Annotated in this window: 20 protein-coding genes and 1 tRNA gene; 17 read left to right on the top strand and 4 right to left on the bottom strand. The window is 61.8% G+C overall.

The features are described from left to right. Positions 1-1,072 precede the first annotated feature (1,072 nt). Both JQ629_RS16785 and JQ629_RS16780 read left to right on the top strand, forming a co-directional pair. The gene (locus tag JQ629_RS16785) at positions 1,073-2,452 is read left to right on the top strand and encodes an MBOAT family O-acyltransferase (RefSeq protein WP_212413609.1); all 1,380 of its coding nucleotides are present in this window, start codon (positions 1,073-1,075) and stop codon (positions 2,450-2,452) included. Between the two features lie 7 nt (positions 2,453-2,459). Then, positions 2,460-3,419 (top strand): hypothetical protein, encoded by a 960-nt coding sequence (locus JQ629_RS16780; protein ID WP_212413608.1) that lies wholly within the window; start codon positions 2,460-2,462, stop codon positions 3,417-3,419. Positions 3,420-3,784: 365 nt separating this feature from the next. On the opposite strand, the gene JQ629_RS16775 is transcribed toward JQ629_RS16780, so the two are convergent. Continuing rightward, a tRNA-Ser gene (locus JQ629_RS16775) sits at positions 3,785-3,874 on the bottom strand. Between the two features lie 135 nt (positions 3,875-4,009). Here JQ629_RS16775 and JQ629_RS16770 point away from each other — a divergent pair. Further along, positions 4,010-4,873: an alpha/beta fold hydrolase gene (locus JQ629_RS16770; protein ID WP_212413607.1), complete on the top strand. Its 864-nt coding sequence runs from the start codon at positions 4,010-4,012 to the stop codon at positions 4,871-4,873. A 501-nt stretch (positions 4,874-5,374) separates the two neighbouring features. Here the strand turns inward: JQ629_RS16770 and JQ629_RS16765 are convergent. After that, complete coding sequence (locus JQ629_RS16765; RefSeq protein ID WP_212413606.1) at positions 5,375-6,511, bottom strand: ROK family protein; 1,137 nt, start codon at positions 6,509-6,511, stop codon at positions 5,375-5,377. Between the two features lie 366 nt (positions 6,512-6,877). Between JQ629_RS16765 and rplU the strand changes: the two genes are divergently transcribed. From rplU to JQ629_RS16750, 3 genes are all read left to right on the top strand, one after another. Further along, positions 6,878-7,324 carry a 50S ribosomal protein L21 gene (gene rplU / locus JQ629_RS16760; protein WP_212267759.1) on the top strand — a complete coding sequence of 149 codons (447 nt, stop codon included), beginning with the start codon at positions 6,878-6,880 and terminating at the stop codon, positions 7,322-7,324. 90 nt (positions 7,325-7,414) lie between these two features. Continuing rightward, positions 7,415-7,684 carry a 50S ribosomal protein L27 gene (gene rpmA / locus JQ629_RS16755; protein WP_192739055.1) on the top strand — a complete coding sequence of 90 codons (270 nt, stop codon included), beginning with the start codon at positions 7,415-7,417 and terminating at the stop codon, positions 7,682-7,684. A 139-nt stretch (positions 7,685-7,823) separates the two neighbouring features. Then, positions 7,824-8,420: a GNAT family N-acetyltransferase gene (locus JQ629_RS16750; protein ID WP_212413605.1), complete on the top strand. Its 597-nt coding sequence runs from the start codon at positions 7,824-7,826 to the stop codon at positions 8,418-8,420. Between the two features lie 141 nt (positions 8,421-8,561). On the opposite strand, the gene JQ629_RS16745 is transcribed toward JQ629_RS16750, so the two are convergent. Next, complete coding sequence (locus JQ629_RS16745) at positions 8,562-9,476, bottom strand: DMT family transporter (RefSeq protein ID WP_212267757.1); 915 nt, start codon at positions 9,474-9,476, stop codon at positions 8,562-8,564. Between the two features lie 213 nt (positions 9,477-9,689). Here JQ629_RS16745 and JQ629_RS16740 point away from each other — a divergent pair, with 213 nt between their 5' ends. From JQ629_RS16740 to JQ629_RS16725, 4 genes are all read left to right on the top strand, one after another. Next, on the top strand, positions 9,690-10,169 hold the full coding sequence (locus tag JQ629_RS16740; RefSeq protein ID WP_212413604.1) for a MaoC family dehydratase: 480 nt from the start codon (positions 9,690-9,692) through the stop codon (positions 10,167-10,169). A gap of 311 nt (positions 10,170-10,480) precedes the next feature. Next, positions 10,481-11,539, top strand: coding sequence for a GTPase ObgE (gene obgE / locus JQ629_RS16735; RefSeq protein WP_192739051.1), 1,059 nt, complete (start codon positions 10,481-10,483; stop codon positions 11,537-11,539). A gap of 80 nt (positions 11,540-11,619) precedes the next feature. Continuing rightward, positions 11,620-13,245 carry an alkaline phosphatase family protein gene (locus JQ629_RS16730; RefSeq protein WP_212413603.1) on the top strand — a complete coding sequence of 542 codons (1,626 nt, stop codon included), beginning with the start codon at positions 11,620-11,622 and terminating at the stop codon, positions 13,243-13,245. A 17-nt stretch (positions 13,246-13,262) separates the two neighbouring features. Further along, on the top strand, positions 13,263-13,943 hold the full coding sequence (locus tag JQ629_RS16725; RefSeq protein ID WP_212413602.1) for an ankyrin repeat domain-containing protein: 681 nt from the start codon (positions 13,263-13,265) through the stop codon (positions 13,941-13,943). Positions 13,944-13,999: 56 nt separating this feature from the next. On the opposite strand, the gene JQ629_RS16720 is transcribed toward JQ629_RS16725, so the two are convergent. Further along, positions 14,000-14,968 (bottom strand): Bug family tripartite tricarboxylate transporter substrate binding protein, encoded by a 969-nt coding sequence (locus JQ629_RS16720; RefSeq protein ID WP_212413601.1) that lies wholly within the window; start codon positions 14,966-14,968, stop codon positions 14,000-14,002. 143 nt (positions 14,969-15,111) lie between these two features. Between JQ629_RS16720 and proB the strand changes: the two genes are divergently transcribed. The 7 genes from proB to JQ629_RS16685 all read left to right on the top strand — a co-directional run bounded on the left by proB (position 15,112) and on the right by JQ629_RS16685 (position 22,295). Beyond that, a complete protein-coding gene (gene proB / locus JQ629_RS16715; RefSeq protein WP_212413600.1) occupies positions 15,112-16,254 on the top strand; it encodes a glutamate 5-kinase in 1,143 nt (380 codons plus the stop codon). Between the two features lie 125 nt (positions 16,255-16,379). After that, positions 16,380-17,672, top strand: a complete 1,293-nt coding sequence (locus JQ629_RS16710; RefSeq protein WP_212389382.1) for a glutamate-5-semialdehyde dehydrogenase — start codon at positions 16,380-16,382, stop codon at positions 17,670-17,672. 49 nt (positions 17,673-17,721) lie between these two features. Further along, entirely contained in the window at positions 17,722-18,348 is a 627-nt protein-coding gene (locus JQ629_RS16705; RefSeq protein ID WP_212413599.1) for a nicotinate-nucleotide adenylyltransferase, read from the top strand. 237 nt (positions 18,349-18,585) lie between these two features. Further along, positions 18,586-18,942 carry a ribosome silencing factor gene (gene rsfS / locus JQ629_RS16700; RefSeq protein WP_212267734.1) on the top strand — a complete coding sequence of 119 codons (357 nt, stop codon included), beginning with the start codon at positions 18,586-18,588 and terminating at the stop codon, positions 18,940-18,942. A gap of 48 nt (positions 18,943-18,990) precedes the next feature. Next, complete coding sequence (gene rlmH / locus JQ629_RS16695) at positions 18,991-19,473, top strand: 23S rRNA (pseudouridine(1915)-N(3))-methyltransferase RlmH (RefSeq protein WP_212413598.1); 483 nt, start codon at positions 18,991-18,993, stop codon at positions 19,471-19,473. Between the two features lie 141 nt (positions 19,474-19,614). Further along, entirely contained in the window at positions 19,615-20,937 is a 1,323-nt protein-coding gene (locus tag JQ629_RS16690; RefSeq protein ID WP_212413616.1) for a murein hydrolase activator EnvC family protein, read from the top strand. Then, the gene (locus JQ629_RS16685; protein ID WP_212267728.1) at positions 20,934-22,295 is read left to right on the top strand and encodes a S41 family peptidase; all 1,362 of its coding nucleotides are present in this window, start codon (positions 20,934-20,936) and stop codon (positions 22,293-22,295) included. Before JQ629_RS16690 ends, JQ629_RS16685 begins: the two co-directional genes overlap by 4 nt. Positions 22,296-22,343 lie beyond the last annotated feature (48 nt).

Raw genomic sequence — 22,343 nt, 5'->3', positions numbered from 1 at the left:
ATCCGACATTCCCTGCGCAGTGGCTTTACGGCTTATGACGCGCTCTCCCCGGTGAGACGGCCTCTATTGCCACCGTCACCCCTCGGAAGCGTTAGCTCCCTTAAGGCTTGACGCCGTTACGGGCGCCAGGACCACACGCTTTTGCCGTACGCCTTTGCCGCGACCGTCAATCGCAACATCAGCGTCCACCGCATCCCCGCCCCTCGTCATGACGACGGCCGACGCCCCTCTGAGTGGGACGGGATGGCGATAGTTGTGCAGGTGATTTGGGGTCGAAGGAAAGAGGAATATTTTTGAATTTCGGAAATTTTGTGCTTGACAAGACTTCTGACAATCAGAAGCGATTTGTCCGACGCGCCACCGGCCGGGCTGCTCGCGCACCCGGCGCGAGGTGATTTTGGGGAAGCCGCCGAGAGACAAAGCGCGCTAGCAGACCTTCAACGTGCGGCGGGTGGATGCAATTGTATGTCGCGCCTGCGTAACGATATCGGCGGCGGGATGCCGGGACGGCGTGAGTGAAAGGAGCTTTGAGACTTGGTGGAGCTGCGATGTCACTGGCGAAGGCGCGAGCAAAACGTTTATGAGCTGGGGCCGCGAAAAACAAAACGCGGTAACAGATATCCCCTCGCGGTATCAAATCAGATCCACCGATCCCCATGAATCATGCGAAAACAGCCTCACGCGCCTTCGTTTGATACCGTGAATGTTTTCGTGGTAGTCGCGATATCAATCTAGGCACACATATAGTTTACCATAGGGTGTAGTCCAGCAGATGAGGAGCATTTGGTGGAAGACCACGCGAGCGAACTTGTTTGCACGACGGGTTGAAGCTGGACCAAAACCAGCTTGCTCGCGATGGGTTCGTCGAACCGGCTCGATTGCGCGGAATTCATTGGAGGCATTCGTTCGCAGCCGCAGGCATCTCGAAGAAGTTGGAAGGCTGGCTTCGCGTTCAGCTAGGCAGTCTCGACCAGCGCAATTTCCGAAGTCCATACGTCGGGGCGGCCGCGCGACCGCTTGGTAGACATGATGGGGTTTTCACAATCACTACCCCTGCTTGGAGGCTAACTCTTTGACTTTCACGTCGTGGCAATTTGCGGTGTTCGTGTCTGGGGTATTTGCCCTTTATTACTGGCCCTTCGTTCGCCCGTATCAGGTCTACATCCTGGTAGTTGCAAGCCTGTTCTTCTACGGATTCGGGCAACCGGAATTGCTGGCACTGCTCGCGATAGCGGTCTTCGGAACTTACTTCTTTCTCTTGAAAGCCATGGTTCGACGTAAGTTGTGGCTGTCGGCCGGCATTGCATTCAACCTCGCGTTATTGGCCTTTTTCAAATACAAATTACTGTTTGTCGATCCCTCCTCACCGGCACTCTCGGATGTTGGCGCGATTGACCTCTTGCTGAAACTCCCGCTCCCAATAGGCATTTCGTTCTTCGTCTTCCACAACATCAGCTTGCTGGTGGACATGACGAAACGCACCGGCCCTGCCCCCTCCCAATGGGACGTGTTTCTTTACATTATATTCTTCCCGCAGCTCGTCTCCGGACCTATCACGCGGGCGGAAAACTTTCTGCCGCAAATCCAACCGAAATTTATCAACGAAGTGCCGTTCGTCGAGGCGGCTAGATGGATTGTCACCGGCTACTTCTTCAAACTATTCGTCGCGAACAACCTCAACACGCTTACGACCAACATGGATTTTCCTCTATACCATGCGCTTCGAAGCAGCGACCGTTGGCTCTGCTTGTTCCTTTATAGCTATCAAATCTATGCCGATTTTTTCGGGTATTCTGCTATCGCGATCGGGCTGGGGCTGCTGTTCGGCTACCGTCTGCCAATCAATTTCAACTTGCCCTATATCTCGCAGTCGTTTGCTGAATTTTGGACGCGCTGGCACATTTCGCTGTCAACCTGGCTCCGCACCTATCTCTACATCCCGTTAGGTGGCAACCGCGATGGTAAAGGGCGGACCTACCTCAATCTAATGATCGTGATGGGCCTGGGTGGTCTTTGGCACGGCGCCGGATTGAGCTACCTGGCATGGGGGCTGATGCACGGCCTCCTTCTGGTGATCGAGCGTCCGTTCCTGCCCTTGATAGAAAAACTTGCAGCGATTGCCGCTCTGCATCGCGTGATCGTTGCGATTCGCATGCTTGTTGTTTTTTTATGCGTCTCCTTCTTATGGGTTTTTTTCAAGCTCCCGAATTTCGAGCATGCGATGGATTATATTTCTGGTATGTTTATTGATCAGTCCGTGCCCAGCCCTGCGCGAATTTACCGAAGTCTGGCGCTGATCTATGCGCTCCCAGTTCTCATACAGCATTTTATCACCTCGGAGAGGCTCGTTGCACTCCGGGGCAACCTGGATCCCTTTGTGTATGGCGCCATGGCAGCTCTGATGCTAATCGAAGCCGGTCCCGACACAGCGTTCATATATTTCCAGTTCTAGGTTGGACATGGACCGTACTGCCTCGATGAGCTGGTTCGTGAAGGCGAGCGCTGCATGTGCCGCGGTATTGGCCATGTGTTGGATAGCTCCTCAGTTCCTCAAAGATATCCCGGACTTTCCCGCGACCACGACGGATGAAATACAGTCCAGGATTGCCGATCGTTATCTCAACAGTCCGGTTGCTCCGATCGCGTTAACGGGCAGTTCGTTCACCGTGCGATTGCACGAAGAATTTTTTCATAAACTTCACGTTCGAAATCTGGCGCTGCCTGGTGGATCTCCGTTGACCGGGGCAGCAATGATTGGGGCGGCTGCTGCTGTTCGGCCGCGGCTCATAGCCATCGAGACCAATACTCTTTCTCGCGGTATCGACCAGGCAATGGTTGAGAGGGTCCGCACGAGTAATGCGGAGCCTGCGCGCGCACCAATGAATTTCAGACCCCTTCGCACATTAGCCGCGTTGTACCAGCAGAAGCTCGACGATTGGCAGCGCTTTGACAGAGATGACAAATCTGCGCTTCTTCGACAATCGGCTCTAGAAGAGGCAATTCTACGAAAGCCGCCAGCCCCCGAATACAACCCGCATGTGCTCGCCGCTGTCCTGGCTGAGTGGAATAATCCGGATCACGATCAGATCATCCGTCGACATGCAGCCGAATTGAAGCACATCGTGGAAACGCTCGAGATGCAAAACATTTCGGTGTTCTTTTACGAACTTCCTCTGAGCCCCGCATTCGCGCGGTCCCGATATATGACAACGGGCCGGTCAGCGATGGCAGAGGCCTTTGGGCATGACCACGGCAAATGGTTATCATTGGACTATCCATCCAACGAGATCCGATGGACCGATGGAGCACATCTTGACGAACGATCGGCGATCATCATGGCACGCTCTTTAGAGAGAGCGATCGAGCGGAAAATGGGTAGCGAGGTAGTAAAGCGGACATCCTCAGACCTTGCCCGCTAGGTTGGAGTCACCATTTCGAGGCCTAACCTGGAGTTTCGAATGGCACGCCCGCGCCAACGTGTTTGTTTGCAAGACGGACTGAAGCTGGATTTGAACCGGCTCGCTCGAAAGGGATTTGTCCAACACGGCGCGAACATCGGCGTTCGCGGAATTACGTGGACGCATTCTTATTGGGGAAAGGTTGCCAGCGGAGTCATTAGCGCCAACATGAGCCGCAGAACCGACAGCAGGTTTCGTATCCAGCTTGGAAGCCTCGACCAGCGGATCATCCCAGTCTCCCTGCGCTCCTGCGGAGTTTCGGGAGACACCCTACGCCCTGTCGGTCTTTCGGGTGGCCTGCCACCCGAAGCCCGCAGGGCGTAGGATGGCGGAGAGGGAGGGATTCGAACCCCCGATAGGCTTGCACCTATGCCGCATTTCGAGTGCGGTGCATTCGACCACTCTGCCACCTCTCCAGGCGCCATTTTGGGGTGATTCCTCACCCGCGGTCGGGCGAGTTCTAGGCGAGGACGGCGGGCCAGACAAGGCGCGGGGGCAAGATTTTCGCTGACACCCAAGCGCACCCAGGACATCAAAAAAGGAGCCGAAAAATGGAGCATTTGACGGTTCGGGCCAATGGCGCCGCGTTCCATGTCGCCCGCGCCGGGAAAGGGCAGCCGCTATTATTGCTGCATGGCTGGCCCGAATTCTGGCTGACCTGGGAGCCTGTCATGGCGCGGCTCGCCGATCGCTTCACGCTTTATGCGCCCGACCTGCGCGGTTTCGGCGACAGCGACAAGCCCAACGGGCCGCACGGCCCCGATCAGCACGCCGCCGACATGCTGGCGCTGATGGACGCGCTCGGCCTGGAGCAGGCCGGCATTGTCGGCCACGACGTCGGCGGCGGGCTGATGCAACCGATGGCGCGCGCCGCGCCGGAACGCATCGCCGGATTGTTCTTCTTCGATTTTCTCTATCCCGGCATCGGGCGCCGGATGGCGGAGCCGGACCGGCTGAACCATATCTGGTACCAGTCGCTCAACCAGCTGGAGATCGCGCCCATTCTGATCGGCGCCAGCCGCGAAAGCTGCCGCGCCTATATCAGCTATTTCCTGAAACACTGGAGCCATCGCGCCCGAGCGTTCGACGACGTGCTCGAAGCTTTCGTCGATAATTTCCTCAAAGCCGGCAACCTCGCCGGCGGCTTTGCGTACTACCGCGGCGCGCATGCCGGGCGGATCCGCATGCTGAAGGGCGAGTCGCCCAGGCTGGCGCCGATCAATCTGCCGACCTGCGTTCGCTGGGCCGAACACGACCCGCTGTTTCCCTACGCCTGGACCGATCGGCTCGGCGAGACTTTTTCAAATCTCGATCTTGCGATGTTTGAAGGCGTCGGGCACTTCGCGCATCGCGAAGATCCCGAGCGCGCGGCATCCGAGATCGCGGCGTTCTTCAAACGCATCGGCTGGAGTTGAATCACGATGAGTTTGATCGTATCGGCGTCATCCTGAGGCGCGAGCCTTGCGGTGCACTTGCACCGCTGGGCGAGCCTCGAAGGATGGGCCACGGGCGCTTCTCATCCTTCGAGGCGCGCAAGAGCGCGCACCTCAGGATGACGCGATGGGGCGCGAATGGAGCGCTTCAACCTGAACTCATCGCGCTCTAGGTCGAATTTCAAATCGAGATAAAGGTGGGGCCGCCAGACGCGACAAAACACTGACGGCCCCGTGCCGCTACTTTAAAATTCTGGCCGGGAAGTGCGGCTTCGCCGGTCAGCTGGAGCGACGATTTGACGGTAGCGGCGCGCGCGGAAAGGGCAACGCGATCCCGGTTTTAACCTAACCAGTCAACCTTACCGCCCGCGACGGGACTCTCATCGCGCGCACCGCCGAAATCGGAGAAAATTGCTCCGGCCCCTTGTTTTCAAGGGTTTTTCTCGATGCGCGCCCGGCATTAACCGCACTCGAACGCGCCCGTTAATCTTTACCCTTCTTTGCTTTCTTGTCGTCCTTGTCGCTGTCGCCCTTGTCTTTGGCCTTTTCGCCCCTGCCGTTTTCTTTCCTGCGATTGGTGAAGCGCGCATTGCCGAGACCGGTGCCGATGGTCAGCACGCCCCATCGTTCGACATCCTGCATGTAAGGGACCTCGGAAAGCCCCTGCACGACGCCGTCATTATGCATCAACACCGCCGTGTCGTGATCGCCGATCATCGGTATCGCTTCCACGAGACTTGCCGGCAGATTGAATTTGCTGCTCTCCCAATTGCCCGGCAGATTCTGTGCGCCTTTTTCGATCGAGCCGTCCCCGTTGATCACGCCGGGACAGGCAATGCCGATGAAAGGCGCCAGCTTGTGGCCTTCTTTTTCAGCCTCGGTGATCAGATCCTTCAGCATCTTGACCAGCCGTTTTACCGCGCCCTCGCGCGTCGGCTCGTCGTCGGCATGCCGCCAGAGTTCGGATTTCCACACCTCGGCCCTCGAAAGATCGGGCGTCTTCTTCCAGCGCGTCTCGACCACGCCGCAGCGGATGTTGGTGCCGCCGATATCGACGCTCAGGATGCTGTCATAACCCTCGAAAATCCATGACGGCGCCAGGTGCAGCGCGCCGATCAGGCCGGCGTCATCCGGATGAAAACGGATCGGCACCAGATCGACGTCATACTCCTCGGCCTTGAGGAGAAGCCCGGTGCGGGCGATCGCGAGTTCGCCGACCCGGCTTTGCCGGAATCCGCCACCGACCACGATGCGCTCGGTATCAGCCCAGGCCTTGGTCTTGAGGAAGCGCCCGGTCACATAGGCCAGTTCCTGCGCGAATTCCTCGATCGCACCATGCACCAGCGCGGCGGCAGCGAGATCGTCGCCCACCAGCGCCTCGTCGAGGTCGCCCTTGGCGATCTCGTCAGTGGATTTTTTCCCGAGCGGATCGTCGCCGTTTTTCTTCAGCGGCTTGCGCAGCGTATCCAATATCTTGCGAAACGCGCCCTTGCTGGCGCGGTCACCGAGGAACCCGTCATCGTCCTTCAGCTCTATATTAAAGCTGTCGACCTCGACGGACGGTAGACGGCCTGCGCCGTGGCGGGCGATGCCCGTTGTCGTGACTGTGTCTTCTGCCATTTTTGCCCTTAGCCCAACCGGATTTCGGTGACACAACGGGCGGGGAACCCATTGGTTTCACTTGAGCCAGTGGCTAATGGCGAAGGGCGAGCCGCGAATCGACCGCCCTGTTCGCCATTTCCTGACCCAAATCCTTCATTTGGCCCGGTTTTTGGGCTCCTTTGCCTTGACTCGGGGCTGCCAGCGGCTATAAGTCCCGGCATCCGGCGCGGGATTTCTCGCGCCGCTTGTTTTTGCGCGAATTTGAGGGTTCACACCCCGACCGTGCGAAAATCGTACCCATAACGACTGACCAAAAAGCCGACCCGGACTTGACCCTATGGGGACGACGTCCGAGGCCGGGATCGAACACGAAGGAATAAAACGATGTTCGCAGTCATCAAAACCGGCGGCCGGCAATACCGGGTCGTTCCGAATGATGTACTCGAGATAGGCAAGATCGCCGGCGACGTCGGCACGATCGTGCAGCTTGGCGAAGTTCTGGTGCTCGGCGGTGACACGCCGGTGCTGGGCATGCCCACGGTTGCCGGCGCCTCGGTCGCGGCAGAAGTGCTGGACCACAAGCGCGGCGCCAAGGTGATCGCGTTCAAGAAGCGCCGCCGCAAGAATTCGCGCCGCAAGCGCGGCTATCGCGACGAGCTCACGGTGCTTCGCATCACCGAGATCCTGGCCGATAACGCCAAGCCTTCGATCGGCCCGCGGCCGAAGAAGGAAAAGGTCGTCGCGGCGCCCGCCGAGGGCGACGAGGCACCGGCGGCCAAGAAGGCGCCCGCAAAAAAGGCTCCGGCCAAGAAGGCTGCAGCCAAGAAGTGATATCAGCGCATCAGAATGTGATGCGTGACAAAGCGTGAAATGATTCCGTCAAGGAATTGATCTAGATTACGGCGAAGTTGGAGACGGGCCATGGCTCACAAAAAAGCAGGCGGTTCATCGCGGAACGGACGTGATTCAGCAGGCAAGCGCCTTGGCATCAAGGCGTATGGCGGCGAGCACGTGATCCCCGGCAACATTATCGCGCGTCAGCGCGGCACCACCTGGCATCCCGGCCTTAATGTGGGCATGGGCACCGACCATACTCTCTTCGCCAAGATCGAAGGTCACGTCGAGTTCCGTGCAAAAGGCAATGGCCGCACTTTCGTATCGGTTGTTCCGATGGCGGAGGCGGCCGAATAGACGGTGGACAACATGAGTCCGCCGGGTCCTGTTGAACCGGCGGAGTCAAAGAAGGCTCCAAGGGGAGGCGGGAAACCGGCCTCCCTTTTTGTTTGCGCAAGTTTCTTGTTGAGCAAATTTCGCATTTCAGGAGCCCGACATGTTGCAGGACATCCCGACCCCGACATTGCGTGAAGCGAGTCCATGCGTCCTCGAGACCGAACGGCTGACCTTGCGCCGGCCGACGCTCGCGGACGTAAAAGCGATTGCGTACCTCGCCAACGATCGCCGCATTGCGGAAAACACCCGCCGCCTGCCGCATCCGTACTCAAGGGATCACGCCGTCGAGTTCGTGCGCGCGTTGGCCGGCGGTGGCCGCGCGACCGTGTTCCTGATCGAGAACAACCATTCGCCGCTCGGCATGGTCGGCATCGACTGGCGCGAGCAGGACGCACCGGAACTCGGCTATTGGCTTGGCGTCGAGCATTGGGGCCAGGGCTTTGGCACCGAAGCTGCGCGCGCGGTGATCGATTTTCACTTCGAGGAATTCGATGCCGAGCACCTGATATCAGGCGCCCGCGTCGCCAACCCCTCCTCGCGCAACATCCTGGAGAAATGCGGCTTCCAGTGGAGCGGCGTCGAGCTGCACCGCTTCGAGGCGCTGGGATCGTCGACCCCGGTCGACTGTTTTCGTCTGTCACGCAGCGTCTGGTCGTCGCTGAAGAACTGGGGCACTTCCACGCGGCGGGAGCAATAGGCTGTTCTTTGTCGTCCCGGCCTTGAGCCGGGACCCATAACCACAGGCGCCTATGGTGGACACGAAAGTCGTTGAACAGCCTTCTTAGATCGAGAGGCCGCGGCGTATGGGTCCCGGCGCAAGGCCGGGACGACAGAAAGGCTACGCCGGCGGATTGACCACCGTCTCCTCGCGCCCGAGCTGCTGCTCGCGCAGGAAGATGTAAAGTCCGGCGCCGATGATGATCGCGGCACCTACGATGGTCGCCGGTGACGGCACGTCCCCCCACACCACGAAGCCGAAGATCACCGCCCACACGATCATCGAATATTGATACGGCACCACGACGCTGGCCGGCGCCAGTTTCAGTGAGCGGTTGACGCATAGCAGCGCGCACACCGAAATAATGCCCGCCGCGGCAAACAGGCCCAGGCTGCCGGGCGACGGCGTCACCCAGCCAAACGGCGACATCACCGCGCCGAGCAGGAAGGTGCCGGCGAATTGCGATGACGCCAGCACGATATCCGGCGTCGCCCGCAGCGAGCGCGTGATCAGCATCAGCAACGCGAATGAAAAGCTGCCGGCGAGCGCGATCATTGCGGGCCAGCTCACGGTCTGTGCCGATGGCCGCAGCGCGATCAATACGCCGGCGAAGCCGATCAGAATGGCGGTCCAGCGCCGCCAGCCGACCCGCTCGCCCAGCACCAGCCCGGACAGGGCCGTGACGAAAATCGGCGCCGCCAGATAATAGGTGATGACGTCGGCGAGCGGCAGATAGACGGTCGCGATAAAGAAGGCGGCAACTTCCAGCGTGGAGAGCGTCACCCGGAGCAATTGCAGCCATGGCCGTTCCAGGCGCGTGAATTCGGCGCGCTGCTTCCAGATGATCGGCAGCAGCACCAGGAGCGCCGCGCAGGCGCGCAGCCACAGCAATTGCCCGACCGAATAGGTCGCGACCATGAACTTGCCGAGCGCGTCGCCGAACGAGAACATGAAGATCGACAGCAGCATCAATCCGATGCCGGCCAGCCGCGCGGAACGCTCGTCATAGGTGGATGGTTTTGCGAAGAGGCTCATCGATGAATTCGGCGTTTCCCCGGCATGGCTGGACTTGCTCCAGCCATCGACGTCTTTTTGTTGCTGCGATGTTTTAAAGACGCGGACGCCCGGGATGTCCAGTGCGAAGGCGCGCTTTGTGCGTTTACCCCTCATGACGAATTGAACGGATTGTCGCAGTATCCCCTCTGCGATACCGGTACGTCATCTCGCAAAGCACAACAGGAATCAGCTATGACCGACTTCGACCCCGCGCAACATCGCATGGTGCCGGAACAGCGTTGGTTCGAGGATTTCAAGCTCGGCGAGCGTTTCGTGATCCCGAGCCGGACCCAGACGTCGGCCGTGTTCGCCGCGTTCCAGACCGCGAGCGGCGATACCCACCCGATCCACTACGATGTCGAATATTGCCGCGCCCGCGGCATGCCGGACCTGCTCGCGCATGGATTCCAGACCCTGGTCCACACCGCGCCGGGCGCCGGGCTGTTTCCTTACGTTGTCGAGGAATCGCTGATCGGATTTCTCGAACAGTCGAGTAGGTTCCTCAAGCCGGTCTATGCCGGCGACACCATCTATCCCGCGCTTGAAGTAACCGAACTTGTCCCCGGCCGCAGCACCGGCGTGGTGACGCTGCGCTCGACCGTGTTCAATCAGCGCAAGGAGCTGGTGCTGGAAGGCATGCAGAAGTTTTTGATCCGCAAGCGACCGACCTGATCGCGTCTCTTTCGATCACCCCAGGCCCCGATGTAAGCTGGTTGGATCGATATCACGCCTGAGCGGCCGGAATATCGCCCAAGGCCGTAAAAAGGCCCGAAAATTAAGGCTTTTCGCCAATGTTTGGTGGCTTGAGGGTTGCCGCAGCGGCCCCCCTGCCTTACCTAGTACCTATTCTGCACCGATTGATCGGAACGAGGCTCCAGCGCTCGTTTGACGCGTTTACCGCAGATAAGTCTACGCAATCTGCGTAAACTTGATTGCACCGCGATCCGCTGCCCCATTCGCTCGAAAACGCCATAGAAGCCATCATGAAATTCCTGGACGAAGCAAAGGTCTATATCCGCTCCGGCGACGGCGGCAACGGCTGCGTTGCGTTCCGCCGCGAGAAGTTCATCGAGTTCGGTGGCCCCTCCGGCGGCAATGGCGGCCGCGGCGGCGACGTCGTCATTGAAGTGGTCGATGGACTGAACACGCTGATCGACTATCGCTACCAGCAGCACTTCAAGGCGCAGAAGGGCACCAATGGCATGGGCAAGGACCGCCACGGCGCCAACGGCAAGTCGATCGTGCTCAAGGTGCCGGTCGGCACGCAGATCTTCGACGAGGATCGCGAGACCCTGATCCACGACTTCACCACGCTCGGCGAAAAGTTCGTGCTGGCCGAGGGCGGCAATGGCGGCTTCGGCAACGCGCATTTCAAATCCTCCACCAACCGCGCGCCGCGCAACGCCAATCCCGGCCAGGAAGGCGAGGAACGCTGGATCTGGCTGCGGCTGAAACTGATCGCGGATGCCGGCCTCGTCGGCCTGCCCAATGCCGGCAAGTCGACGTTCCTGTCCGTCGTCAGCGCGGCAAAGCCGAAGATCGCGGACTATCCCTTCACCACATTGCATCCGCAGCTCGGCGTCGTGAACGCGCAGGGCCGTGAATTCGTGCTGGCGGATATTCCGGGCCTGATCGAGGGCGCGCATGAAGGCGCCGGCCTCGGCGACAGGTTCCTGGGCCATGTCGAACGCTGCCGCGTGCTGCTGCACCTGATCGATGCGACCTGCGAACATGCCGGCAAGGCCTACAAGACGGTCCGCACCGAACTCGATGCCTATGAGGGACATCTCGCGGAGAAGATCGAAATCGTCGCTCTCAACAAGATCGATGCCGTGACGCCGGACGAGCTGAAGAAGCAAAAGGACCGGTTGAAGCGCGCGGCGAAGAAGACGCCGCTGCTGATCTCGGCGGTGACCGGCGAAGGCATGCCGGAAGCCCTGAAGGCGCTGGTCGAGGTGATCGGCGAAGCCCCGGTTTCGCTGAAGGCCAAGGGCGGCGCGGCACAGGCCGAACCCTGGACCCCGGCGACGCCGCAGAGCTGAACTTTCCGGCGCAAGGCGGTTTGCAATCGGTCGTTCGATATTGCAGCATCGGACGATTGAAATCGTACCCTGTGTGAAGCATGCCGCAGCCGAAGAACGTCCTCTGGATCATGTGCGATCAGCTTCGCTATGATTATCTGGGCTGTACCGGCCACCCGACGCTGACCACGCCGAACATCGATGCGATGGCGAAACGCGGCGTGCGCTTTTCAAAAGCCTATGTGCAATCACCGATCTGTGGCCCCTCGCGGATGTCGTTCTACACCGGCCGCTACATGCGCTCGCACGGCTCGCACTGGAACGGCTGGCCGCTGCGGGTGGGCGAGCCCACGCTCGGCGATCACCTGAACAAGATCGGCGTCCGCAACGTGCTGGTCGGCAAGACCCACATGGCGCCTGACATCGAAGGCCTGAAGGCGCTCGGGATCGCGCCGGATTCCATCATCGGCGTGCATGTGTCGGAATGCGGTTTTGAGCCATACGAGCGCGACGACGGTCTTCATCCCGATAACCGGCCCCGCCCGCGCTACGACAATTATCTGCGTGAGCAGGGATATGAAGCCACCAACCCATGGGAGCACTGGGCCAATTCAGGCGCGGATGACGACGGCGCGCTGCAGAATGGCTGGTTATTGGTGCACGCCGACAAGGCCGCGCGCGTCCCGGAAGAGCATTCCGAAACGCCTTACATGACGCGTCGCGCGATGGACTTCATTGCGGAAGCCGAAACGGACGGACGCCCCTGGTGCCTGCATCTGTCCTACATCAAGCCGCATTGGCCCTATATCGCCCCCGAACCCTACGCCAGCATGTACAGCGCGGCCGACATCCTTCCTGCAGTGCGTTCGGAGAAGGAGCGTCAGGAAGCCCATCCGGTGTTCGCCGCCTATATGGACATGCGCTACTCGCGCAACATGGCGCGCGACGCGGCGCGGGAAAAAGTAATCCCGACCTACATGGGCCTGATCAAGCAGATCGACGACCAGATGGGCGTCTTGATGCTGTTCCTGGAGAGCCGCGGCCTGCTCGACACCACGATGATCGTGTTCACCTCTGACCATGGCGACTATCTCGGCGACCACTGGATGGGCGAGAAGGATCTGTTCCACGATCAATCCGCCAAAATTCCGCTGATCGTGATCGATCCGTCGCGCGAGGCCGACGCGACGCGCGGCACTGTCAGCGATGCGCTGGTCGAGGCGATCGATCTGGCGCCGACCTTCATCGAGTATTTCGGCGGGAAGCCGCCGGATCATATTCTCGAAGGCCGCTCCCTGATGCCGCTGCTGCACGGAGCTACTCCCGCCGATTGGCGCAAGGTGGCGTTCTCCGAATACGATTACTGCATGCAGGACGTTCGCTTGAAGCTGAACCAGCCGATCGAACAATGCCGCCTGTTCATGGCGTTCGACGGCCGCTGGAAGTACGTCCAGGCGTCGGGTTTCCGCCCGATGCTCTACGACCTCGAAAGCGATCCGCAGGAATTTGTCGATCGCGGCGAAGATCCCTCCTGCGCGGACGTGATCGCGCGGCTGCAGGCGGCGCTGTTCGACTGGGCGCTGCATCCCAAGATGCACATCACCACGCCGAACGCGAAGATCGCCGCCTACGCGGAGAACCAGCTTCAGGTCAAGAACGGCGTCCTGATCGGTATCTGGGACGAGGCGGAGCTCGCCGCGATCCGCAAGCGGATTGCAACGCAATAGCGCCGGGAGGCTCTCCCATGCATGTCCTCGCTGTCCTGCTTCTCGCGCTCGTGACCACCCTGCCCGCCTCCGCCCAGATCGCCCCGACCGAGGCTGAAGTGCGCGCCTATAGCGGCCTGCATGCCGCCGCCGCTCGCGGCGACGTCGCCGGGATCGAACAGCGCATCGCCTCAGGTGAAGCCAAGGAAGCGGTCGACAGCCGGCAACGAACGCCGCTGCATGTCGCCGTCTACCTGAAAAAGCACGATGCCGCCCGCGCCCTGATCCGGCTCGGCGCCGATCCGAACAAGCTTGAAGCCGACCGTTACGACATCATCACGATCGCGGCGGTCGCCAACGATGTGCCGATGCTCAAGCTCGCGATCGAGGGCGGGGGCAATCCAAAGGCCGTCACCAGCCGCTATGACGGCACGGCCCTGATCGCGGCCGCCCATCTTGGCCATGCTGAAGTGGTGCGAATGCTGATCGCCGCGAAGGCACCGCTGGATCACGTCAACAATCTGAAATGGACCGCGCTGATCGAATCCATCGTGCTTGGCGACGGCGGCAGGAACCACACCGAGACGCTGCGCGCCCTGGTCGAGGCCGGCGCCGACGTGAACATTCCGGACGGCAGTGGATCGACACCGCTCAAGCTCGCGCGAGACCGCGGCTATCGCGAGATGGTGGCCATCCTGGAAAAGGCCGGAGCGAAGTGACGGCAGGCCCCTGAACGAGTCCTCGGGACGATATCCATGCGCGTCGGTTGCAGGCCTTAATTCGTGATCTTGTAGCCGGTTGCCTTCACGATCGGTTGCCAGAACGCGGTGTCGGCGGCGAGCGCCTTGGTCAGATCCTCCGGCGTTGAGCCAACCGGAATCAGTGAGACGGCGTTGAGCTTCTCCTTCACATCAGGCTTGGCCAGCACCTCGGCTGCCGCTGTGCTGAGCTTCTTTGCAAAATCCGGCGAACTGCCCGCCGGCAGCCACATGCCGTACCAGCCGTCAGCCACCAGGTCGACGCCGGCCTCCTTCAGGTTCGGCACGTCGGGCAGGAAGGGCGAGCGCGCCGGGCCGCTCACCGCCACAATGCGGATGCCGCCGGCGCGGTGCTGCGTGATGGTGTCCGAAAGCGTCGTGACGGCGAATGGGATGTGCCCGCCGACCAGATCGGTGATGATCGGCGCCGAGCCGCGATACGACACGCGCGTCATGGAAAGGCCGAGCGCCTTTTCGAGCTGCCATCCGGTGAAATGCGGAATGGTGCCGCTCGACGGCACGCCATAACTGGCCTTCGAGGGATTGGCCTTGATCCAGGCCACCAATTGCTTGAAGTCCGTCACGCCGATCGATGGGCTCACCACCACAACGAATTCGAAGCGGGCGATCTGTGAGACCGGGATGAAATCCTTCGCCGAGTCGTAGCTCGGCTGGTTCTCCACCATCGGCAGCAGGTACATCGTCGGGCCGGTGGTCACCAGGACGGTGGTGGTGTCGGGGGCGGCGCCCTTCACGGCCCGTATGCCGATCAGCCCGTCGCCGCCGGTACGGTTCTCGACGATGACGCTGCGGTCGATCAGCGGAGGAAGATATTGCGCCAACTGACGGCACAACATGTCGCCGCTGCCGCCGGCCGCGAATGGAAAGATGATCCTGGTCAGCGGCCCGGACTGGCCGAACGCCTCTCCGGCACCAGCGGCCAGCGACCATCCGATGCTTCCGGCCAAAAACTTCCGACGATCCATTTACCTTCCCCCGAGAAATTCGACCTATTACACCAGACTGCGGCCATCATTGAAACATAGGTCAGACGGCGCCGGGTCGCTTGCACCGGCCCCCGTCCTGCTGCAAAACAGCGCCAATTCCACAACATTCGAACCCCGAACCAATGGCCCGCCCCGCGCTCAAGAATTTCCGCCGTATCGTCGTCAAGGTTGGCTCGTCGCTGCTGATCGATTCCGATGCGGGCGAGGTGCGGGCGTCGTGGCTGGCTGCCCTTGCCGCCGATATCGCCAAACTCCACGGCGAGGGCCGCGACGTGCTGGTGGTTTCGTCGGGCTCGATTGCGCTCGGACGCAGCCGCCTCAAGCTGCCGCGCGGGCCGTTAAAACTGGAGGAAAGCCAGGGCGCGGCGGCGGTCGGACAGATCGCGCTGGCGCGGATCTGGTCGGAAGTGCTCGGCGATCACGGCATCGGGGCCGGGCAGATCCTGGTGACGCTGCAGGACACCGAGGAGCGGCGCCGCTATCTCAACGCCCGCTCCACCATCGCCAAATTGTTGGAATGGCGCGCGGTGCCCGTCATCAACGAGAACGACACGGTTGCCACCAACGAAATCCGCTATGGCGACAATGACCGTCTCGCCGCGCGCGTCGCCACCATGGCGAGCGCCGATCTGCTGATCCTGCTGTCCGATATCGACGGCCTCTACGACGCGCCGCCCGGCGCCAATCCCAATGCCAAACTGATTCCGATCGTCGAATCCGTCACCTCGGAAATCGAGGCGATGGCGGGGGCCGCCGAATCCGAGTTGTCGCGCGGCGGCATGTACACCAAGATCGAGGCGGCGAAGATCGCGACCACCGCCGGGACGCACATGCTGATCGCGTCGGGCAAGATCGAACATCCCCTCAAAGCCATCGCCGACGGCGGCCGCTGCACCTGGTTCCTGACACCGGCCAACCCCGTCACGGCGCGAAAACGCTGGATCGCGGGATCGCTGGAGCCCAAGGGCACGCTGACCATCGACGCCGGCGCGGTCACCGCGTTGCGCGCGGGAAAAAGCCTGTTGCCGGCCGGCGTGATCCGGATCGACGGCCAGTTCGCCCGCGGCGACGCCGTGGTGGTGCGCGGCCCCGACACCCATGAGATCGGCCGCGGCCTCGTCGCCTACGACGCCGAGGACGCCGAAAAGATCAAAGGCCGCTCCTCCCCTGATGTAATGGCCATTCTGGGCATCAGCGGCCGGGCCGAGATGATCCATCGCGACGATTTGGTGGTGGGGCCGGCGGGGACCGTTCCGGCCAAATAGGCCAGTGACCGACCTCTCCGCCCTGCCCAGTCCACCAGCCATGCCGGTTCCGCACCTCGCAAATGCGGGATTTCCGTGCTAGGACATGACCTTAACCTGATACCTGACGTCTACCTGGGACCGCCATGACTGCGCCGCTGAAAGCCATCGACGGCAACGCCGATTTACCCGCTTTGATGACCGAACTCGCTTCCCGCGCGCGCGCTGCTGCGCGGGTGCTGGCGCTCGCCTCGCCCGACCAGAAGAACCGGGCGCTCGACGCCATCGCATCCGCGATCCGCAGCCACGCACCTGATATCCTCGCCGCCAATGCCGAGGACGTCGCCGAAGTGCGCGCCGGCGGCGCGACCTCGGCCTTCATCGATCGCCTGACGCTGACGCCGGCCCGGGTCGAAGCGATGGCCGAGGGTGTCGCTACCGTGCGCGGGATTGCCGATCCGATCGGCGCAGTTACCGAAAGCTGGCAGCGCCCCAACGGCATGACCATCGAGCGCGTGCGGGTGCCGCTCGGCGTCATCGCCGTGATCTTCGAAAGCCGCCCCAACGTCGCCGCCGACGCCGGTGTGCTGTGCCTGAAATCCGGCAACGCCGTGATCCTGCGCGGCGGCTCCGACAGTTTCCGTTCCTGCCGCGCGATCCATGATTGCCTGGTGCAGGGGCTTCGCGAAGCCGGCCTGCCTGAGGCTGCGATCACACTTGTGCCGACGCGAGATCGTGCGGCAGTGGGCCTGCTGCTGACCGGATTGAACGGCGGCGTCGATGTGATCGTCCCGCGCGGCGGCAAGAGCCTCGTTGCACGCGTCGAGGCCGAAGCGCGCGTGCCTGTTTTCGCGCATCTCGAAGGCGTCAATCACGTCTATGTCGATCACACCGCCAAGCTCGAAATGGCGAAGTCGATCGTGCTCAATGCCAAGATGCGCCGCCCCGGCGTTTGCGGGGCCGCCGAGACCTTGCTGGTCGATCGCGCCGGCGCGTCTGTTAGCCTCAAGCCGCTGGTCGAAATGCTGATCGATGCCGGCTGCGAAGTGCGCGGCGACGCCGCCGTGCAGCGGGTCGACAGCAGAGTGAAGCCCGCGTCCGACGAAGACTGGGACACCGAATATGAGGACGCGATCATCGCGGCGAAAGTGGTCGATGGGCTCGATGACGCGATCGCGCATATCCAGAATCACGGCTCGCACCACACCGATGCGATCGTGACGGAAGACGCCGATGCCGCCGAGAAATTCCTGAGCGAAGTCGACTCGGCGATCGTGCTGCACAACGCATCGACCCAATTCGCCGATGGCGGCGAATTCGGCTTCGGCGCCGAGATCGGCATTGCCACCGGCAAATTCCACGCCCGCGGCCCTGTCGGCGCCGAGCAACTGACCAGTTTCAAATATCGCGTCCACGGCACCGGGCAGACGCGGCCGTGACCCTAACGACGCCTTCGAGCAAAACCCCGCGCGCACAGTGGCGGCATTGATGCCGCCGCAATCCGCTTCGCAAGCGATCCCGTTCCACACCAACGGCATGCGCGTTGGCCTGCTCGGCGGCTCGTTCAATCCGCCGCACGCGGCGCACCGCGCCATCAGCCAGTTCGCGCTCAAGCGTCTGAAGCTCGATCGCGTCTGGTGGCTGCTGACACCGGGCAATCCGCTGAAGGATAATGGCGGGCTGCACGACCTGTCCGAACGCGCCGATGCCGCGCGGAAAGTCGCCGACGATCCGCGCATCGATATCAGCTGTCTCGAAGCTGTCATTGGCGTCAGGTACACCGTCGATACGATCATCCATCTGCGGCGCCGCGTCTCCGGCGTACATTTTGTCTGGATCATGGGCGCTGACAACCTTGCGCAGTTCCATCGCTGGAAGGATTGGCGGCGCATCGCGTCCGAGGTGCCGATCGCTGTGATCGACCGCCCCCCACAGAGTTTCCGGGCGCTGGCCGCACCCGCCGCCCAGGCGCTGGCGCGCTACCGCCTGCCCGAGAATCAGGCCGCCCGGCTGGCGGATCAGCATACCCCCGCCTGGGCTTTCCTCACCGGCATGAAACTGAACCTGTCTTCGACCGGCCTTCGGAACTCGGACGGAAGCTGGAGGACGAAGTGAGCCTTGAAAGTCAGCTTTGGGGCCAACTGGAATATTGAAACCGTTAACCCCACATGCCTAATATAGCCCGTGGGCGCCAAGGATTCGGCGTTCGCGATACAGTGAAAGGAATGGTCCCTGGCCACATCTGTATTGTCCAAGTCTGTTTTGCCCAAGGTTTCCAAGACTTCTGCAGAGAAGACGACTGCAAAACCTGCTGCAAAAACCGCGCGTAAAACATCGACCAAAGCTGCGGCCTTGAAGGCGCAACCCGACGCCGACAAGACGCTGAATATGATCCTCTCCCGCCTCGACGATATGAAGGCGGAAGAAACGGTCACCATCGACCTTCGCGGCAAATCCGCCTTTTCCGACTACATGATCGTCACCACGGGCCGGGCCAACCGGCACGTCGGCGCGATCGCGGAAAACGTCACCAAGGCCCTGAAGGAAACCGGCATCAAAGGCATCCATGTCGAGGGCTTGCCCAATTGCGACTGGGTGTTGATCGATTCCGGCGATGTGGTCGTGCACGTATTCAGACCCGAGGTGCGCGAATTCTACAATCTGGAAAGATTGTGGACGCAAAACCCGGCGGCGGCGAAGGCGATCTAAGTTTTTGAGCCGATGCGAATCGGCTGCAGCGCATGGTATCTTGCGCTGATGCGCCTCGTCGTCGTTTCCATCGGCCGGCTGAAGCAGGGCCCGGAGCGGGAACTGGCCGAACGCTATCGCGAGCGCTTCGAGGACATCGGCCGCAAGCTCGGCTTTCGCGGCCTCGAGATTCATGAAATTCCGGAAAGCCGCGCGCGCGACGCCGCGACCCGGATCGCCGAAGAGGCGGCTGCGATTTCAGCGCTGATCCCGGAGAAATGCGTGCTGGTGGCGCTCGACGAACGCGGCAAGAGCATCGACAGCGCAAGCTTCGCCCAGCAGCTCGGCCGCTGGCGTGACGAAGCTGTCGCCAACACAATTTTCACAATCGGCGGCGCGGACGGACTTTCGCCCGATTTGCAGCGCAGAGCCAAGCTGCGCATTGCGTTCGGCTCGGCGACCTGGCCGCATCAAATGGTCCGCGTCATGCTTCTGGAACAGATTTACCGGGCCGCGACGATTCTGTCGGGCCACCCCTATCACCGCGCTTAGGCACGGTAGCGTGAATAGAGAGCGCTGAATAACTGGATGCACACAACACGGGACATTCAAATACGCCCTGACGCCATCGGCCATGATGGTTCGTTGGCGTCGCGTGTTCCGCTTTGCGTCGTGCTGTTGTCCGCAAGCCTGATGGGTCTTTCGATTTCGCCGGCGGCCGCGCAGGTGACGGCGCCCGCACAGCCGGCACCATCCCAGCAAGCGCCTGCCCAACAATTGCCTGCCCAACAAGCCGCCGCGCCTTCCCCCGAAGCTATCAAGGAACGCGAGCAGGAACTGGAAACCGCGCGCGAGCAGCAGAAGAAGGCCGCCGAGCTGCAGCAGAAGCTGAAAGCCGATATCGCAGCGATCGGACAGGACCGCAGCAAGCTCAACGCGCAGCTGATCGACATCGCCGCCCAGGTGCGCGGCGTGGAAACGCGCATCGGCGACACCGAAGCGCGGCTGCGTCCGCTCGACAGCCGTGAGCAGCAGATCCGCAGCTCCCTCGACTCGCGCCGCGCCGAAATCATCGAGGTGCTGGCGGCGCTGCAGCGTGCCGGACGGCGCACACCGCCGGCGCTGCTGGTCCGCCCGGAAGATGCGCTGCAATCGCTCCGCACCGCCATGCTGCTCGGATCCGTTGTGCCCGAACTCCGCGGCCGTGCGGAAAGATTGGCCAACGATCTCGGCGAACTCGTCGCGCTCCGCAAGACCATCGCTACCGAGCGCGATGCGCTGGCGCTCGACCGTGACAAGTTGAAAGACGATCAGGTCCGGATGGCCGCGCTGGTCGACGAGCGGCAGCGCAAGCAGAGCGCGGTCGAGCGAGACATGGAAGCGGAAGCCGCCCGCGCCATCACGCTGTCCAAGCAAGTCGACAGTTTGCAGGGCCTGATCGCCAAACTGGAGCAGGACCTGAAAAGCGCCGCCAAGGCGGCCGCCACCGCCAGCCTGAAGGGGGCCCCGGTGGCCCCCGGCGGCAAGCCCAATCTGGGGGCGCTGAAGGATCCTGCCCGGCTCAGCCCGGCGATCGCCTTTGCCTCCGCCAAGGGATTGTTCGCCCTGCCGGTCAATGGCCGCAAGATTCGCGATTTTGGCGGTTCCGACGGCGCAGGTGGCGTCGAAAAAGGCATTTCCTTGGCAGCCCGGGCCGGCGCCCAGGTCACAACCCCGTGTGACGGCTGGGTTGTTTACGCCGGGCCGTTCCGCAGCTACGGACAACTCTTGATCCTCAATGCCGGTGGCGGGTATCATGTCCTGATCGCCGGGATGGAGCGCATTTCGGTTAACATCGGCCAGTTTGTACTTACGGGGGAGCCGGTCGCGACCATGGGGTCGACATCCCAGGTTGCATCCATTCTCGCCACCACCGCGAGTCAGCCCGTGCTCTATGTTGAGTTCCGTAAGGACGGCACTCCAATCGATCCAGGCCCATGGTGGGCCGCAAATGAAGGCGAAAAGGTTCGCGGATGATGCGCAAGACTTCAGTAATTCTCCTCAGCGCCGCCACCGGCGCAGCATTGACGCTCTTCGTGACGCAGCCTCGTTCTGTGCTGATGGGATCGGTCGCGCGTGCGGCGACCTCGGACACCTATCGCCAGCTCAATCTGTTCGGCGATGTGTTCGAGCGCGTGCGCAGCGACTACGTCGAGAAGCCGGACGATTCCAAGCTGGTCGAGTCCGCCATCTCGGGCATGCTGGCCGGTCTCGATCCACATTCCAGCTACATGGACGCCAAGAGCTTCCGCGACATGCAGGTGCAGACCCGCGGTGAGTTCGGCGGCCTCGGCATCGAAGTCACGATGGAGGACGGTCTGATCAAGGTCGTGTCCCCGATCGACGACACGCCGGCGTCGAAGGCCGGCATCATGGCCAACGACATCATCACCAATCTCGACGACGAAGCCGTGCAGGGTCTCACCCTCAACCAGGCCGTCGAGAAGATGCGCGGGCCGGTCAACACCAAGATCCGGCTCAAGATCATCCGCAAGGGCCAGGACAATCCGATCGAAGTCACGCTGGTACGCGACAATATCCGCGTTCGTTCGGTGCGCGCCCGCGTCGAAAGCGAAGATATCGCCTATATCCGCATCACGACCTTTAACGAACAGACCACCGAGGGCCTCAAGCGCGAGATCGGCAATCTGACGAATCAGATCGGCGCCGACAAGCTGAAGGGCTTCATCATCGACATGCGCAACAATCCCGGCGGCTTGCTGGAGGAAGCGGTGACGGTTTCCGACACCTTCCTCGAGCGCGGCGAGATCGTCTCGACCCGCGGCCGCAATGCCGAGGAAACCCAGCGCCGCGCCGCGCATGTCGGCGACCTGACAAAGGGCAAGCCGGTGATCGTGCTGATCAACGGTGGCTCCGCCTCCGCTTCCGAAATCGTCGCGGGCGCGCTGCAGGACCACAAGCGCGCGACGCTGATCGGTACCCGCTCGTTCGGCAAGGGCTCGGTCCAGACCATCATCCCGCTCGGCAGCGGCAACGGCGCGCTGCGTCTGACCACCGCGCGCTATTACACGCCGTCGGGCAAATCGATCCAGGCCAAAGGCATCGTTCCCGATATCGAGGTGCTGCAGGACGTTCCCGACGAGCTGAAGTCGCGCACCGACACCAAGGGCGAAGCCTCGCTCCGCGGCCATCTGAAGAACGACGGCGACGAGAAGACCGGCTCGCAATCCTACGTGCCGCCGGACGCCAAGGACGACAAGGCGCTGAAGACCGCGGCCGACCTGCTGCACGGCATCAAGTCCACCGCCACCGCGGCGCCCGCGACCGGCGACAAGGCGGCGATCGACAAGCCCGCCACCAAGGCTGCGAACTGATCGAACCCAAATCTGGTCGAACCCAAGTCTGTTCGAACCCAAGTCTGT

This window comes from Bradyrhizobium sp. AUGA SZCCT0222, assembly GCF_018130205.1.
In the GTDB taxonomy this organism is placed as follows: domain Bacteria; phylum Pseudomonadota; class Alphaproteobacteria; order Rhizobiales; family Xanthobacteraceae; genus Bradyrhizobium.
Note: the sequence above shows the minus strand (reverse complement) of the source record. Positions and strands in the feature narration are given on the sequence as shown.

Bases quoted from the DNA above. Each gene is read 5' to 3' on its own strand.
- JQ629_RS16730 (WP_212413603.1), top strand. From the start codon at position 11,620: ATGCCGCAGCCGAAGAACGTCCTCTGGATCATGTGCGATCAGCTTCGC.
- proB (WP_212413600.1), top strand. From the start codon at position 15,112: ATGGCCCGCCCCGCGCTCAAGAATTTCCGCCGTATCGTCGTCAAGGTT.
- JQ629_RS16710 (WP_212389382.1), top strand. From the start codon at position 16,380: ATGACTGCGCCGCTGAAAGCCATCGACGGCAACGCCGATTTACCCGCT.
- JQ629_RS16725 (WP_212413602.1), top strand. From the start codon at position 13,263: ATGCATGTCCTCGCTGTCCTGCTTCTCGCGCTCGTGACCACCCTGCCC.
- JQ629_RS16740 (WP_212413604.1), top strand. From the start codon at position 9,690: ATGACCGACTTCGACCCCGCGCAACATCGCATGGTGCCGGAACAGCGT.
- JQ629_RS16770 (WP_212413607.1), top strand. From the start codon at position 4,010: ATGGAGCATTTGACGGTTCGGGCCAATGGCGCCGCGTTCCATGTCGCC.
- JQ629_RS16720 (WP_212413601.1), bottom strand. From the start codon at position 14,968: ATGGATCGTCGGAAGTTTTTGGCCGGAAGCATCGGATGGTCGCTGGCC.
- JQ629_RS16690 (WP_212413616.1), top strand. From the start codon at position 19,615: ATGGGTCTTTCGATTTCGCCGGCGGCCGCGCAGGTGACGGCGCCCGCA.
- JQ629_RS16745 (WP_212267757.1), bottom strand. From the start codon at position 9,476: ATGAGCCTCTTCGCAAAACCATCCACCTATGACGAGCGTTCCGCGCGG.
- JQ629_RS16685 (WP_212267728.1), top strand. From the start codon at position 20,934: ATGATGCGCAAGACTTCAGTAATTCTCCTCAGCGCCGCCACCGGCGCA.
- obgE (WP_192739051.1), top strand. From the start codon at position 10,481: ATGAAATTCCTGGACGAAGCAAAGGTCTATATCCGCTCCGGCGACGGC.
- rplU (WP_212267759.1), top strand. From the start codon at position 6,878: ATGTTCGCAGTCATCAAAACCGGCGGCCGGCAATACCGGGTCGTTCCG.
- JQ629_RS16780 (WP_212413608.1), top strand. From the start codon at position 2,460: ATGGACCGTACTGCCTCGATGAGCTGGTTCGTGAAGGCGAGCGCTGCA.
- rpmA (WP_192739055.1), top strand. From the start codon at position 7,415: ATGGCTCACAAAAAAGCAGGCGGTTCATCGCGGAACGGACGTGATTCA.
- JQ629_RS16750 (WP_212413605.1), top strand. From the start codon at position 7,824: ATGTTGCAGGACATCCCGACCCCGACATTGCGTGAAGCGAGTCCATGC.
- JQ629_RS16765 (WP_212413606.1), bottom strand. From the start codon at position 6,511: ATGGCAGAAGACACAGTCACGACAACGGGCATCGCCCGCCACGGCGCA.
- JQ629_RS16705 (WP_212413599.1), top strand. From the start codon at position 17,722: ATGCCGCCGCAATCCGCTTCGCAAGCGATCCCGTTCCACACCAACGGC.
- rlmH (WP_212413598.1), top strand. From the start codon at position 18,991: ATGCGCCTCGTCGTCGTTTCCATCGGCCGGCTGAAGCAGGGCCCGGAG.